At 47.7% G+C, this 13658-nt stretch carries 12 protein-coding genes and 1 pseudogene; 6 read left to right on the forward strand and 7 right to left on the reverse strand.

The annotated features are described in order from the left end of the window. Nucleotides 1–191: 191 nt before the first annotated feature. Nucleotides 192–947: a (S)-benzoin forming benzil reductase gene (locus tag FRY98_RS26225; RefSeq protein ID WP_148457665.1), complete on the reverse strand. Its 756-nt coding sequence runs from the start codon at nucleotides 945–947 to the stop codon at nucleotides 192–194. 26 nt (nucleotides 948–973) lie between these two features. Continuing rightward, entirely contained in the window at nucleotides 974–1567 is a 594-nt protein-coding gene (locus FRY98_RS26230; RefSeq protein ID WP_249043542.1) for a TetR/AcrR family transcriptional regulator, read from the reverse strand. Between the two features lie 173 nt (nucleotides 1568–1740). Between FRY98_RS26230 and FRY98_RS26235 the strand changes: the two genes are divergently transcribed. The 4 genes from FRY98_RS26235 to FRY98_RS26250 all read left to right on the forward strand — a co-directional run bounded on the left by FRY98_RS26235 (nucleotide 1741) and on the right by FRY98_RS26250 (nucleotide 4165). After that, nucleotides 1741–1932 carry a hypothetical protein gene (locus FRY98_RS26235; RefSeq protein WP_148457667.1) on the forward strand — a complete coding sequence of 64 codons (192 nt, stop codon included), beginning with the start codon at nucleotides 1741–1743 and terminating at the stop codon, nucleotides 1930–1932. Continuing rightward, nucleotides 1925–2266 (forward strand): protein YmzB, encoded by a 342-nt coding sequence (gene ymzB / locus FRY98_RS26240; RefSeq protein ID WP_148457668.1) that lies wholly within the window; start codon nucleotides 1925–1927, stop codon nucleotides 2264–2266. The genes FRY98_RS26235 and ymzB overlap by 8 nt, the downstream gene beginning before the upstream one ends. 194 nt (nucleotides 2267–2460) lie before the next feature. Beyond that, entirely contained in the window at nucleotides 2461–3273 is an 813-nt protein-coding gene (locus tag FRY98_RS26245; protein WP_148457669.1) for a class I SAM-dependent methyltransferase, read from the forward strand. A 151-nt stretch (nucleotides 3274–3424) separates the two neighbouring features. Further along, nucleotides 3425–4165, forward strand: coding sequence for an EcsC family protein (locus FRY98_RS26250; protein ID WP_148457976.1), 741 nt, complete (start codon nucleotides 3425–3427; stop codon nucleotides 4163–4165). A 34-nt stretch (nucleotides 4166–4199) separates the two neighbouring features. On the opposite strand, the gene FRY98_RS26255 is transcribed toward FRY98_RS26250, so the two are convergent. From FRY98_RS26255 to FRY98_RS26270, 4 genes and pseudogenes are all read right to left on the reverse strand, one after another. Then, nucleotides 4200–4577, reverse strand: a complete 378-nt coding sequence (locus FRY98_RS26255; protein ID WP_148457670.1) for a hypothetical protein — start codon at nucleotides 4575–4577, stop codon at nucleotides 4200–4202. 119 nt (nucleotides 4578–4696) lie between these two features. After that, nucleotides 4697–6911 (reverse strand): annotated as a pseudogene (locus FRY98_RS26260) (glycosyl hydrolase). Between the two features lie 157 nt (nucleotides 6912–7068). Continuing rightward, nucleotides 7069–8307: an MFS transporter gene (locus FRY98_RS26265; RefSeq protein WP_420819714.1), complete on the reverse strand. Its 1239-nt coding sequence runs from the start codon at nucleotides 8305–8307 to the stop codon at nucleotides 7069–7071. 70 nt (nucleotides 8308–8377) lie between these two features. After that, entirely contained in the window at nucleotides 8378–9304 is a 927-nt protein-coding gene (locus FRY98_RS26270) for an AraC family transcriptional regulator (RefSeq protein ID WP_148457671.1), read from the reverse strand. Nucleotides 9305–9509: 205 nt separating this feature from the next. On the opposite strand from FRY98_RS26270, the gene FRY98_RS26275 reads away from it, so the two are divergent. Beyond that, the gene (locus tag FRY98_RS26275; RefSeq protein WP_148457672.1) at nucleotides 9510–9764 is read left to right on the forward strand and encodes an Atu4866 domain-containing protein; all 255 of its coding nucleotides are present in this window, start codon (nucleotides 9510–9512) and stop codon (nucleotides 9762–9764) included. A 75-nt stretch (nucleotides 9765–9839) separates the two neighbouring features. Then, nucleotides 9840–10577: an SDR family oxidoreductase gene (locus tag FRY98_RS26280; protein WP_148457673.1), complete on the forward strand. Its 738-nt coding sequence runs from the start codon at nucleotides 9840–9842 to the stop codon at nucleotides 10575–10577. Nucleotides 10578–10626: 49 nt separating this feature from the next. On the opposite strand, the gene ppsA is transcribed toward FRY98_RS26280, so the two are convergent. Further along, entirely contained in the window at nucleotides 10627–13227 is a 2601-nt protein-coding gene (ppsA, locus tag FRY98_RS26285; RefSeq protein ID WP_148457674.1) for a phosphoenolpyruvate synthase, read from the reverse strand. Nucleotides 13228–13658: the final 431 nt, after the last annotated feature.

A 13658-nucleotide genomic window follows, 5' to 3' on the forward strand; every position in this document is an offset into this window, starting at 1 on the left:
TCGAACGTGGTTCACCTTCAAAAGCCATATGAAACAGCACGTAGTGGTGGATATTGCGGGAGGAATTCTGGTTGGAGAACTGTGTTTCAGGTTAGCAGGGAAGTGGGTCATGATCAGACGATACAATAAGCAACATCCTGTCTGGAAAAGTGACTGACTCCCCTGCACTCCGTCGTTTACGCCGTTGCCTTTTACGAATCGATGGATTCCAAAACAACCGTTTTTCCAAAATCTTCACCAAATAGAATCTCGATTAATCTTTGCGCAGTGTATTCAGGCGTTTGTAATTTCCCTTCCTCAGATATTCGAATGAATTCATTAACATAGGGGAAAAGGTCATTGCTAACCGATCGTATTTCCGATTGCAAATTCGTATCGATCATGCCTGGATATACCGCGGTTATTTTTGCAGGATATGTAGCAAGCTTTTGTTCAATGTCCACACTTTTCGTAAAAGAGTCCAACCCAGCTTTTGCAGTGCTGTAACAGCTTTGTAACGGCAATAAATATTTTGCGGATGCTGAGGATATATTTAAGATCCTCTTGTCCACATTCATATTCTTTGTAAGTTTTAAATAGTTTGAGGTTATGATCATTGGTGCCACTAGATTTAAGTGGATGTTCTCTGTTATTTTCTCGGATGCGATCCGCTCAATGGGGCTCACAGGACCCAACATGGCGGCGTTATTGATCAGATAGATGGCTTCATGGTTCGAGTACAGAGCAATTCGATTAAAGACGTCTTCGAGAAGCTGATCGATTTCTCCAATATTTGTTAAGTCACAATTGCAATAGTCAAGGCTGCAGTCCATTTTCTTTGCCTGATCGATAATCCGTTGGTTCGTAGTTCTAGATATGCAGATCAGATGATGATTCTTATCGATTAATTGTTCAGCCAAAGATTCACCGATTCCCCTGGACGTTCCTGTAATAATAATATGTTTCAAGCGTATCACTCCTCCTCGCAGGCTCTCTATTGAATTTCTCGACAAATCATTCTATCAATGAGCTCTTCCCAAATGATCCGGTATTCCATCTCCATCTTCATCATCTTACATCTGGATAAATTATCGATAAGCAGAGCAAGAATTTTGGAACTAACTTCGATATTTGAAGGGGCAATCAGCCCAAATTCCACACCTTTCGATAAGAGATGGATAAAACCGTCTAGAAAATCTTGTTGAACTTTCAATAAAGGCGCTCTAAATTGGTCGTCACGTTCGGCGAGCATGGTAAACTCGCTTAATACTCTTAGTTTTGAACGATGATCTTCGTCATCGCTTGGCAGCATGTTCAGACCGCCTCTAACTAAAGTCTCTACAAAGTTGTCTTTATTAACGGAATCCATGTCAAAGTAAGCGGCAAAATAATGACCTTTAAAAATGTACTCAAATGTACGATGAATCAACTCTTCTTTGGTAGCAAAATGATAGTAAATCGAGGATTTCGTGATTCCCACTTTTTTCGAAATCATGCCTAAACTCGTCTTTTCTATTCCATGCTCTGCAAACAACTCGAATGCTGCTTGGACGATATGGCTGGATGTAATCTCTCTCTTCTTGATCACCCTCAGACCCCTTTCCAATGAATTAAGGTCAAGTATACGGTGTATCTTCAAGAGTTGTCAATAATTTAACGACCGATCGTTCAATTTTTAACACAGGATAATTCCAGAAAGAGGCGGTCATACTACATGCATTCGGCTTTGGCGCAATTAGGATCGGAAAGGAATGTTGAAAAATGAGCAACACTGAAAAACGAGGACAAGTGGAGTTTCACTCGCCCGCAGTTAAGCTGACAGCTGAATTGCCTAGTGATGAGAAGATGCGGGAACACCTCGATGAGCTGAAAGCGAATGATGGTTTTCAAGGCTCCTGCACCGTCTCGCCAAATGCGCACAGTAAGCGAAAGGAAGTGGAGACTGATGAATGAATGCCTGCGACCCGTTATGGACTGGCTCGACGAGCATATGGGGAGAAGCCTGCATATCCGCAAAGCGGAACAAGGAGATACAGACGAGGTCCGACTGAAGCTGGAGCATACGGACATACGCGATGATCGTAGCCATGCCTTAGACGACTACACGGGCGGGCCGGTGCTGATTTTGCAAGGAGAAGGCCGGGTAATCCAGCCGGGTGGCACAGAGCTTAACCTGCCTGGAAACGCATTTCTGATCCCGGTAGAAAATATAATGCAGGCTCGGATAGACGGCCAGACCATTACGGTTGAGACGGGGCGTGCCCGTTACGATATTACCGAGTCCTAAAAGGGATTCGTGCTCTCCCCAAATCATTTCCAAATAGCTCGCCTCTTCCCCCCCATTCGATAAATAACTGCCTGATAAATGGATATTAGATAGATTTTTTGTATCAAAAAATGGTATATTTTTGGGGAGCTAATCGCACAGGTGTTCGATTAATGCAGTCAGGCTCAAGCTATATTTTTTGGGGAGGGCACGATATGGACAAGCATGCTGTTCATAGAACAAACGTAATAGGTGCTGGAGAGGTTGGAAACGCTGTCACGGTCAGCCTGGATAAAGACTCCATTCATCAAACGAACATCCACTTTTGGGACACCAAAGGAAATGAAATTTTAGGAGCAACCGCGCTCCCTCTTTATGGAGCTTTTGTCTCGGAAGAACAATGCCAACTTTTTGGCGATGTTTCAGGATCAAAAATGTTGGAGATCGGCTGCGGGACCGGTCATTCTTTGCAATATCACGGAGAGCGCAATGCATCTGAATTATGGGCTCTGGATATATCGGACAAACAAATCGAAAAGGCAAAGCAACATTTGACGGCATGCGGCCTTTCGGCAAATTTTATATGCTCTCCCATGGAAGAAGAATGCGGCATACCCACGGATTATTTTAACTATGTTTATTCGGTTTATGCCATAGGCTGGACCACCGACCTTGAGGGTACATTCCGCCGAATCGCTTCTTACCTAAAAAAAGACGGCGTGTTTATTTTCAGTTGGTCTCACCCCATACACAAATGTGTTGTTGCGGAAGACGACATGCTTGTTTTTAAAAAATGTTATTTCGACGAATCTTGGTATGCGGTAACCCTGGACGAAGGCACGCTATCCTTATCGGACCGCAAACTATCAACCTATGTGAATACGCTCTCAAAAGCGGGATTCGTCATTGAGCAGATGGTTGAGCAATCGGATCAAGAGTTGATGGATTTGCGGGACGTTAACGACGATTTTGCAAAAAAAGCAAAGATGCTTCCCGTAACTTTTGTAATCAAAGCAAGAAAACTGTAGGCGATCGAAACGAAAAAAGGCTGCTTCCTTGTGAAGCAGCCGCTGACCATACTGTTTGGGTTGACAGCCTCGGCTTGCCGTACTTGGGTGCTATGGAAAGACATTATGGTGTATTTCGTAATATAAAGTCTTGTTTGAGGAGCGATTGATGATGAATTACGAACTTAAAGTACGGAGGGAAATCGCAGACTGGGAAGAAAAAATGTTCAAATCGCCGGGATGGCTGGAAAAAACCTCGAAGACCATCGGTAATCGAATAAACCAGCTGATCCCCCCAAAGGTACAGAGCGTGATGACCACCACCATACGTTCGATCGTGCGGACGGCCTTGTTTGGTGCGGAATATACGCCTAGCCGTTCGGTAAAAAGTAATCCGGAACTGGAGTCTTCCGATCAAGAAGCGAAAGAATTGTTCACCTTGTATCAAAAAATCGCCGTTGCCGAAGGAGCCGGAACCGGGGCTGGCGGCTTTATGCTCGGATTGGTGGACTTTCCGGCGTTAATTGCGATCAAGATGAAGTTTTTGTTCGAGCTGGCGCATGTTTATGGTTATGATACCAAACACTTTTCCGAGCGGGTCTTCATTCTCAAAGTATTTCAAATGACGTTTTCGGGGCCGGAAAATCGTGCCAGGCTGCTCTCTTCCATCAAAAATTGGCATATTGAAAAAGAACAGTGGCGCTCCGACGCCGAATACTCCCGGAATATGGACTGGGAAACGTTTCAGATCGAGTATCGCGACGCTATCGACTTCCGGAAAATGCTGCAGATGATGCCCGGGATCGGCGCACTCGCAGGCGCATGGGCCAATTACACCATCCTTGAGGATCTGCGTGAATTCGCCATGAACGCGTACCGCCTGCGAATATTTAATGATGATTTGTCGCCATAAGACTCATTATTATACGTGCTGCCGGGTTTGCCGATTACGCTTGCTCAAAATTTTCAATCCGATCGTTCATATAGAAAATCGCTACATGAAACGCCTCTATCCTTCTCGAAATGTAGGTCCGCTGCCCACTTCCCTCTTTCGCCTTCTCAAAATAGGAAGGAAGGGTCGACAGCAAGTCCTCTAGCACCTTTTTTGCTTCAATTAAATCGGTTCTGCCGACGTCAAATTTCTGGCCTTCCCATTGTGCAAGGAGCATATTAAGGCCAATCCGAGCTGCATTTAGTCGCTTCTCAAGCAACTTCGTCTGGGGCGCATCTGCTTTCAAATGAGCCAGCGCCTTTTCCGATTTGCGAATAATCGAATGAAACGCTTCAATGGACTGCTGCTTTTCTTCCGCAGTCAAGTTTTTCATGAGCCAATCACCGCACTTTCCATAGATAAAAGACTAATTTTAATCATACCCTTCTTACCTTCCCTAACTCAAAAAAGTTGGGGCTGGATTTAACTCCCGCCCCAACCCGTACATCCTCTTTACGGTTCTATCCCCCATACGAGCTGACCGTTCAAGTACCCGGTAACCTGTGTATGGTTTTCGAACTGGCTGCCGGAGGCCTTAAACGAGTAATCGTCAGTCTGGTTGTAATTGGACCAGTCGGCTTTGGAGAACCGGGCTTGAATTTCTGCGCTTTGGCCGGGATCAAGCGTTCCCGCCGAGCTCGCAAAGCCAATCTCCATAGCATAATCGGCTCCGGCAACCGGAGTCGCCAGTTCTACGAAATGGCCGGTGACATTCGCATTCCCTATACTGGCCCAGTCGCACCAGAAACTCTGTGAATTTTCTCCGTCTACCGTATAGTAGTACCGGAGTTTTACATCACTTAACCGAATTGCCGAATCACCGGTGTTGATCACTTTGAACTTGGGTGAAATTCCGTTGGTGGAGTCACTCGTATTGCCGTTAAAGGCTTGGATCGTCAAGTTTCCCGCCGGTACGGACACACGCCCGGCCAGAAATTCTTTTTTCAACAGCAGCGTATTGCCGCTTACCGTATAGTCCTGTATCTCGGTCAATGGTGTGGTACCCGCTCGAAGACCGGTTAAGGCGTTCCCGTTAGCATTTATGGTTATGGCCTTATCGCTTTGGCCCGGCGTGAATTTGTCAAATTCGACGGTTGTAGGGGTGATGGACGCGTTTTGTGTCGGATTCCCACCCGTTAAATCGGGCAGTTCATCCAACGTGATGACATAATCGCTTTGGTAAAGCGTCGTCAGCGTGGCCGGATAATTAAAGGCGGAACTCATAAGATGCTCGCCATACCAAGGACAGAAATAGAGCCACCCCGCTTTTTCCTCGGTCAGATTCTGCACGCTTGGCACCGTATCGTTCTCTGTCATCGCTACCATTTTCGTGCCGTCGGTTAAATCCACAAGCTGATAGAAAATCGAACTGATGGCATCCTCATTGGGTACGCCGGACAGACCGTCATAACGGTTGTAGATGGTGTTGTATTTATCATAGCCGACAATATCCACCTGATCGTTGCCGGGATACCAGGCGGGGGAAGTACTGTACACGTAGCTGTTGTAGGTCCAGATCAAATTGTGCAGCCCGTACGTCTCCGTAAGTTCGGTATAGAGTTGGTCCCACAGCTGCTTATACACTTCCGCGCCAGCCGAAGCCCACCAGAACCAAGCGCCTTCCCCATTCAATCCGCCGTTGCCCTCCGCCTCATGATAGGGGCGGAAAATCACCGGCACATGGTTTTCCTGAAGAATCAGCAGCTGTTCCGCCAAATCCTCAATGGTCATCATGACGTATTGATATTCTTTCGTACCGGGAACCACCGCATTGGCCGTATTAAAATTTGTTTCCGTCGGCTTGTAGGTGGCGTTCTTCCAATCCACAAACTCCCCGAGCTGATAGGAAGTAAAATCTCGGGGCACATTGATATGCCAGGAGGCCGTCGCGATCCCGCCCCGGTTATTCACCCAATCGATCATCCGGTCGGTTGTGCCGTCCTCCCAGCCGTAGAGCGGATTATAGTTCATAAGGTCGAAGCCGCGAATAGCCGGGTACTTGCCGGTTAAGTTGTAGATCCATTCAAACTCCAGCTCGGAATTGCCGTCATTTCCGCCTCCATAAATCTCCTGCTGGCCGGAAATAATATGGTTGCCGTAGACCTCCGTTAAGTAATTCATCAAAAGCTGAGTTTCCGGCGTGGCTTCAGGATCGCTGAGAACGGGCTGCACATCCAGGGGATCCAGATCCGCAACATCCACCGTGAAGGTATCAAAATAAGCGAATCCCCAACCGGCTTTCAATTGAATCGTGTTGCTTCCTTCCTTCAGTTTATGGAAAGCCAAAATCGAAATTCGACCACTCGGTCGTGTAGGGCAGCATATACGACCCCTTGGTGACCCCGTTTACGGCTAAATATTGCAGCCTGCCGTCCGGACTGAGCTCTTGCATGTACCGGGTGGAGATCTCATACAAACCGGTTTCCGGAACGGTCACAGTAAAAGTGATTGTGCCGGAATTCTGCATCCAGACAAATCCGCTCCCGGAGAAACCAGGCTTGGGTTGTCCGTATATCTCGGTCGCCACTTGAAGATCGGAAGTAAGCTGTGCGTCTTCGCCTTCAATCGTAAAAAGTGCGGTGTCTGCATTAACGGTCGCTGTCATCCATCCAAACAGAAGTGCAAATGCCAACATGATTGCGCTTGCCTTTTTGAGCCAATTGTTCATTTCCATCTTTCCTTTCCATGTAAAAGATGATAAATAATCGCTCAATTGTTCAAATCATGGATGCGCTTTCAAAGTTAACATATCATAGGTTACAAAATATGTAAATCTATTAAAATTAAAAATAAAATTTATATTTTTTTGACCGGTGAATTCGTATTTAGATGACCTCTTTTCGCTTATACAAATGCACATATAAAATAAGTCCGGTTATTGCGCATAATGCCGCACATAATCCAATGAAGCCGTACCCGGCTTGAAGTCCGCGAAGCAGACTTGTGGACGAATCCTCCCCCGCCATACGTTTGACGAGCTCGGTGACTCCTCCTATGAGGTAATTGCCTATGACACTGCCTAATCCCATCAAAGTGACCGTGAGCGTAATCGCCGCATCGCTCCCCTTCGGATATCTCTTCGCAATGAAAGCCATCACTGTGGGATAAATCATCGCAATACCTATACCGGAAGCCGCAAACAGAAACGCGACGCTCTCACCGCCGAATATTGCAATAAACGTACATAGTGCCGAGGCCCCTGAAAAGATAATGAGGGATACTACAAAGCCTATTCGATCTGTAAGCGGGCCAAGGAATAGCCGGGCCAGTGCAAAGCATAAGAAGAAAACGGATAACATCCCGGAAGCATTAACGGTATTCCATCCATAGGCTTTTTCCAGAAAATTGACGAGCCAACCGCCGACGGCCAATTCGGACACCACCCCAAACGTGAGCACCAGCACCATCAACCAAATTACGCGATCTTTCAGCAGTTCCTTGAACGGGATACGGTCTTCGTGCGGGATATCATCTCCTGGGAACGTACTGAACAAAGCAATCACAACCGGGATAACGGACAGGAGCAGCACCACCATGTACATCCCGCGCCAATCCAGCGTATGGCCGCCGATCGTCACCTGCATCAAGCCGGTTGCAAGCAGCGGAGCAACCGTTGAACTTAAGCCGTAGAACCCATGCGTCATATTCATCATCATTCCCGTGTTTTTCACGAAAATCCGCGCACTCAGAATGGCCAGGCCGATTTCCAGCATCCCGTTGCCGATATACATCAAGAAATACGAAGCCGAGAACATCGGGTAATAATGGGAGAAGAAAATGAGGATACCGGAAACCGCCATCGAGACGAACGCGGTAACGGTGACCCACTTGATCCCCCATATTTTCGTCAAATAAGCGGTAAAAGAACAAGCTAACAAATAACCCAAGGCGTTCAGGGATAACAAAGTACCCAGTTGCGCTTCACTAAGCATAAAATCAAATTGAATGCGCGGGATGGCCGGTCCCTTAATGTTTTCCGAGAATCCGAAAATGATGAATCCGATAAAAATGGTCGCCAGTTGCATGGCGTATATTTTATTGAACTTGCTTTTTCTGTTTTCCACGCTTTAATGCTCCTAACATGTGATTTTTCCAGAGCTTTGAAGGCTAAGGCAGGTCCAGTTTGCGATGCGATTAGTTCGCATGACTCGTTAGATCTTCAATAAGGGAGCTGCGCAAACGACGGACATCTTTGACCGGTGGCAGCCCAAACATCCGCGCATATTCCCGGCTAAAATGCGACGGGCTCTCGTATCCCACCTGAAACGCAGCTTCGGCCGCATCAACGGAACCGGAGAGAAGCAGTCGGCGTGCTTCTTGCAAGCGAATCTGCTTTTGAAATTGAATTGGACTCATCCCCGTAACTTCCTTGAAATAATCGTACAAAGACGATGCGCTCATCCGAGCCTCCGCCGCCAATTCGTCGACGCGCAAGGGCCGGGCAAAATCGCGGTTAAGCTTTTCGATCACCCCTGCAATTCGCTGCGCATGACTTCCCATCACGGCAAATTGCTTCAGGGACTTGTTGTTCTCGTGCTGAAGCACCCGGTAAAGGATCTCCCGGATAACATAGGGGGCGAGCACCGGGATATCGCGGGGCGTTTCGAGCAATTTGACAAGCCGCAGCACCGCATCCAGAAGCGTATCGTTCAGCCGGCTTATCTTCAAGCCCCGACGGGTCTCTCTTTTGACTTCTGCGGCTTCCCCGGATACCTGAAGGATCTCAAGAATTTGAGTCATATCGAATAGAATTTGCAGACTTAAATACGGCGTTTCTTCCGAAGCCTCCCTCACTTGTCCCGTAATCGGCAAATGCACCGAAGCGGTGAGAAAGCTGCTTGGATCATATTGGTACACCTCTTCCCCCAGCATGACGATCTTGGATCCTTGGGCCACGACGCAAAGAGAGGGTTCATAGACCGAGTAAACCGGTTCGGATATCCGGGAAGCTCGAATCAAACGCAACCCGGGAACCTGGGTATCATGCGTCCCATCTTCCTCTGCGAATTTCTCAAGGATCCGCAGCAGTTCTCTCTTTTGTTGATCGAACCATCCATCCACCCTCTTCACCTCCCTTTTTTTCCATAAGGTTAACTTTCTTAACTTTATCCTTTCCTGGAGGATTAGGCAATCATTATGTATGATCCGGCTACCGCCTGGTCTCCCGAAGAAACGATAATGGACATATAACAAACAGGTTTCAAGGTTGTATAAACGCCGGGCAGGCTGGCATGGTCCTTGATCCGCAATGAAAGGAGAAAACTCAATGAGTACTCAAAACAATCAGCCCCATCCCTATGTCGGGATGTGGGTGACGAAGGACGGTTACATCCGGCATGAGCTGCTGCAGAACGGCCGATATGACGAGGCGCGCGGAGATCGGAAGAGCGCTTACCAAGGCAAATATACTATAGTTGGCGACCACATCGAATACTTGGACGATACGGGATTTACGGCGGACGGCGATTTCCGCGATTCGGTGCTTTATCACGCCGGAATGGTTCTTTATCGAGAAAAATAGTGAGTCATGCACTTTTTTATGACGTTAATTTAATGAGGCCAACTGTTATGAATCAATTAAAAGGAGAAATGTTCAATGTGCGAAATCGGTGGAAAAGTAGTTGTCATTACAGGAGCGAGCAGTGGAATCGGCGAAGCGACGGCCAAGCTTCTTGCCGGCCGGGGCGCTCATGTCGTCCTGGGGGCCAGACGCCTGGAAAGATTGGAAGCTCTGGCATCCCTTATTGAGGCGGAAGGAGGCTCCGTTGCTTATCAGCAGTTGGATGTGACGGATATCGATCAGATGCAAGCGATCATCCGACTGGCCAAGACCCGGTTCGGCCGCATTGATGTGATCGTAAACAATGCCGGCGTGATGCCTCTCTCTCCTTTGGAAGCGGTGAAAGTCGACGAATGGAACCGGATGATCGACGTCAATATCCGCGGGGTTCTGCATGGCATTGCCGCGGGAATTCCCCCTATGAAGCAGCAGCAATCCGGCCATATTATCAACGTGGCTTCCATCGGGGCCTATGAGGTATCGCCGACGGCCGCGGTATACTGTGCGACCAAGTACGCCGTGCGCGCCCTTACGGAAGGTTTACGGCAGGAGGTCGGTAAAGACATTCGGGTAACGCTCGTGTCTCCCGGCGTAACGGAGTCCGAGCTCGCTGAGAGTATTTCGGATGAAGAGGCCAGGGAGCTGATGAAAACGTATCGGCGCAATGCCCTCCCCGCTTCCGCCATCGCACGAGCCATCGCTTATGCGATCGAGCAGCCGGCCGACGTGGACGTTAACGAGCTGGTGGTACGGCCGAAAGCCAAGCTCGCGTAATATATAATAAAGGCAGCCGATCGGCAAAACGATCCGGCTGCCTTGTTGTTTATAATATTTCGATATACCCTTCCGTTCCATTCACGCGAATTCGTTGCCCGTCTTGGATCAGTTTGGTCGCATTCTCCACTCCGACAACGGCTGGCAAGCCATACTCACGTGCGATAACGGCTCCATGAGTCATCAGCCCGCCAACTTCGGTGACCAGGCCTTTTATGGATACAAACAGTGGCGTCCAGCTAGGATCCGTAAAGGAGGTGACTAATATGTCCCCATCTTCCAGCTCGGCGTCTTCCATGTGTAAGATGACACGTGCTCGTCCTTCTATGACTCCGGAAGAAACAGCCAGACCCGGAATGGCATCGCTGGGGAGATGCTCCCGTTTGTACTCGCCTGTAATGATTTCGCCATCAGAAGTAATAACGCGCGGCGGAGTTAACTTTTCATATAATTTGTACTCGTCTTTCCGCTTGCTGATGATTCGGTAATCCAATTGATGGGTGCGTACGACTTCATGAAGTTCCTCAAAAGTCAGATAGTAGATATCTTCTTTCTCACGAATCACGCCGACTTGCACGAGCCGCTCGGCCTCTTTCAGCAATGCCTGCTTATAAACGAAGTAGCGGCTAATATAACCGTACTTGGGATACTCCCTATACCCGATGAAATTCCGAATGAGATCGATCCTTCGTTTGGTTTCTTTAGCCTTTTGTTCCCCATCCTGCAATGCCTTCAATCGATCCAATAGCTCTTGTTCTTTAGCCAAAGCTTCCTGCCGACCTTGTTCGAATTTCCGACTACCGGCATTGGGCTCAAAGTTTTTGATGTTGCCAAGAATCATCGGGACAAGCGTGATCGGTTTTTCGCTCCAGCGGGTTCTCGTAATATCGATCTCACCGGTACACCGCATCCCGTATTTGTCGAGAAAACCATCGATAGCGTCACGGGTTTCCTGTCCGCCTTTAAACTTAACCAGTTCATCCAAAAAGTCATCCTCTTTTGCCTGTTCTAAATAAGCAATGACTTCCGGATAGGGACGAATCACATCCGCCACATCCAATAACGCCAATCCCATTTCCGATGTAATGTTGTTTGGTACGGATTGAGAAAGCGTGTCCGCTGCGTTTTTTTCGCCCAACCATTTGTACATGTGCTCATTGATCCATGCTGAAGCCTCCATCGCAGTCATAAATACGGCCGTACTTTGCGGATCGAATAAAATCTTCTTTAATTGCTGCTGGATATCTTCCAGGATAAAATCAAACAAATCCGATCCCGATTTCGCTTGGATGGTTTGTTTTAACTCTTCGATCGAGGCTTGACTCCGCTTCATCAAATCGGAAACGATCGTCGGGTCGTTCTCGAATTTCGCAGGCAAATCCGCATTCCTTCGGCCCGGGACCGGTGCGGTTTGATCAGTCGGTACCAATTTTATAAAATCTCGCTCGATGATCGTCATGAGTGCGCCTTTTATGAGCGGATCGGATTGGCCGAGGTTATGGACTAAAGTTTCTCTACCGGCAGGTGAGGCCAGCATAGGCGCAACGTCGACGAACAACCTCCCGCCGGCTTTACGCATGGGTGCGGGTGTAATTAACAGGTAAAAAGACAATCCCAAGGGTCTAATGGGATCAGTCATCATTTGTTGATGAGCAACGGATAGATAGACGTGATTCTCTTGATCACTCGCTTCAGGAATCGGATATAAAGTCGTGATTGGCCGACTCTGGACCATGTAAAAAGTATCTTGGTCCAAACACCATTCGATATCTTGCGGCTGGCCGAAATAAGCTTCAATCTGTCTTCCGATGCGTGCCAGTTGTAAAATTTGCTCGTCCGTAAGGGTCTGCGTCTTTTGCCGATCGGGATCGATCTGCCGGGTCTCCGTGCCGCCTTCTTTCCGCCCATAGATTGCCAATTTTTTAACGGCCAATCTTTTCTCGACGATTTTCCCTTCCCTTACTTTATAACCATCGGCGGAGACCAAGCCGGAGACCAACGCTTCTCCAAGTCCAAAACCGGCATCGATGGATAGCACCTTTCGGTTTCCGGTCATGGGATCGGCGGTAAATAAAATCCCCGAAGCCTGCGGAAAAACCATCTTTTGAATGACGACGGCTAAATAGACTTGACGATGGTCAAATCCGTTTTGCATCCGGTAGATCACCGCACGATCCGTAAATAGGGAAGCCCAACATTGGCGGATATGCTGTAAAATGGCTTCTTTGCCGATGATGTTTAAATAGCTGTCTTGTTGACCGGCAAAAGAGGCGTGCGGCAAATCTTCGGCGGTCGCGCTGGAACGGACAGCATAAGCATGTTCCTCGCCCAAGCGGGAGAGATATAGCGTAACTCCTTTTACAACATCGGATGGAATTTCCGCTTCCATCAGCGTTTCCCTGATCTTCCTGCTGATTGCATCAATTTGCTCTCGATCTTCTTCTTTTAGCGTGGCTAGTCGATTCAATAATGCATGATACGTTTCATTATGTTCGATGGCTTGTCGATATCCCGCGGTTGGAACACAAAATCCTTCCGGCACCCGTATTCCTTGGATGTTGGATAGTTCTCCCAAATTCAACCCTTTTCCTCCGACGAGCGAATGCTGTGTTTTTTCCATTTCCTGAAAGCCTAGAACAAGTGAACCCATTGAACATCTCTCCTAACCATCGATTTGAGAAAAAAACAGTTGACACGAGTTTGCCGGCATGATACTATTAAGATGTAAGATGCGATACTTATGACAATAAGACATAAAAAACTTGCGATCTGATTATAACATCGAGTTTTCTTATATGCAATCCACAAACCTGATAAACCATCAGGTTTTTTTATTTTCCACTCCCCTATCTCTTTATTTGATCTCCCCTACCTTTTCTAAGTGCATCCGATCTTGACCGATGGCCGCCGCTATGCCTGCGATTCGACTGTTTCGATGACGGCGCCAGATATGCAAGCTCTAGTAAGAAATGCCTGCAGATTTGCATCTTTTTAGGAGTTAGAAGAGTCGGAAAATGCGCCAGGCCTTTGATCTCCGAATGGTTCAATATAATTTTTCTCCTACTACGATGTCTGAAGGGG

The organism is Paenibacillus faecis (genome assembly GCF_008084145.1).
GTDB classification, from domain to species: Bacteria; Bacillota; Bacilli; order Paenibacillales; family Paenibacillaceae; genus Fontibacillus; species Fontibacillus faecis.

Bases quoted from the DNA above. Each gene is read 5' to 3' on its own strand.
- FRY98_RS26235 (WP_148457667.1), top strand. From the start codon at position 1,741: ATGAGCAACACTGAAAAACGAGGACAAGTGGAGTTTCACTCGCCCGCA.
- ymzB (WP_148457668.1), top strand. From the start codon at position 1,925: ATGAATGAATGCCTGCGACCCGTTATGGACTGGCTCGACGAGCATATG.
- FRY98_RS26245 (WP_148457669.1), top strand. From the start codon at position 2,461: ATGGACAAGCATGCTGTTCATAGAACAAACGTAATAGGTGCTGGAGAG.
- FRY98_RS26250 (WP_148457976.1), top strand. From the start codon at position 3,425: ATGAATTACGAACTTAAAGTACGGAGGGAAATCGCAGACTGGGAAGAA.
- FRY98_RS26255 (WP_148457670.1), bottom strand. From the start codon at position 4,577: ATGAAAAACTTGACTGCGGAAGAAAAGCAGCAGTCCATTGAAGCGTTT.
- FRY98_RS26275 (WP_148457672.1), top strand. From the start codon at position 9,510: ATGAGTACTCAAAACAATCAGCCCCATCCCTATGTCGGGATGTGGGTG.
- FRY98_RS26280 (WP_148457673.1), top strand. From the start codon at position 9,840: ATGTGCGAAATCGGTGGAAAAGTAGTTGTCATTACAGGAGCGAGCAGT.
- ppsA (WP_148457674.1), bottom strand. From the start codon at position 13,227: ATGGGTTCACTTGTTCTAGGCTTTCAGGAAATGGAAAAAACACAGCAT.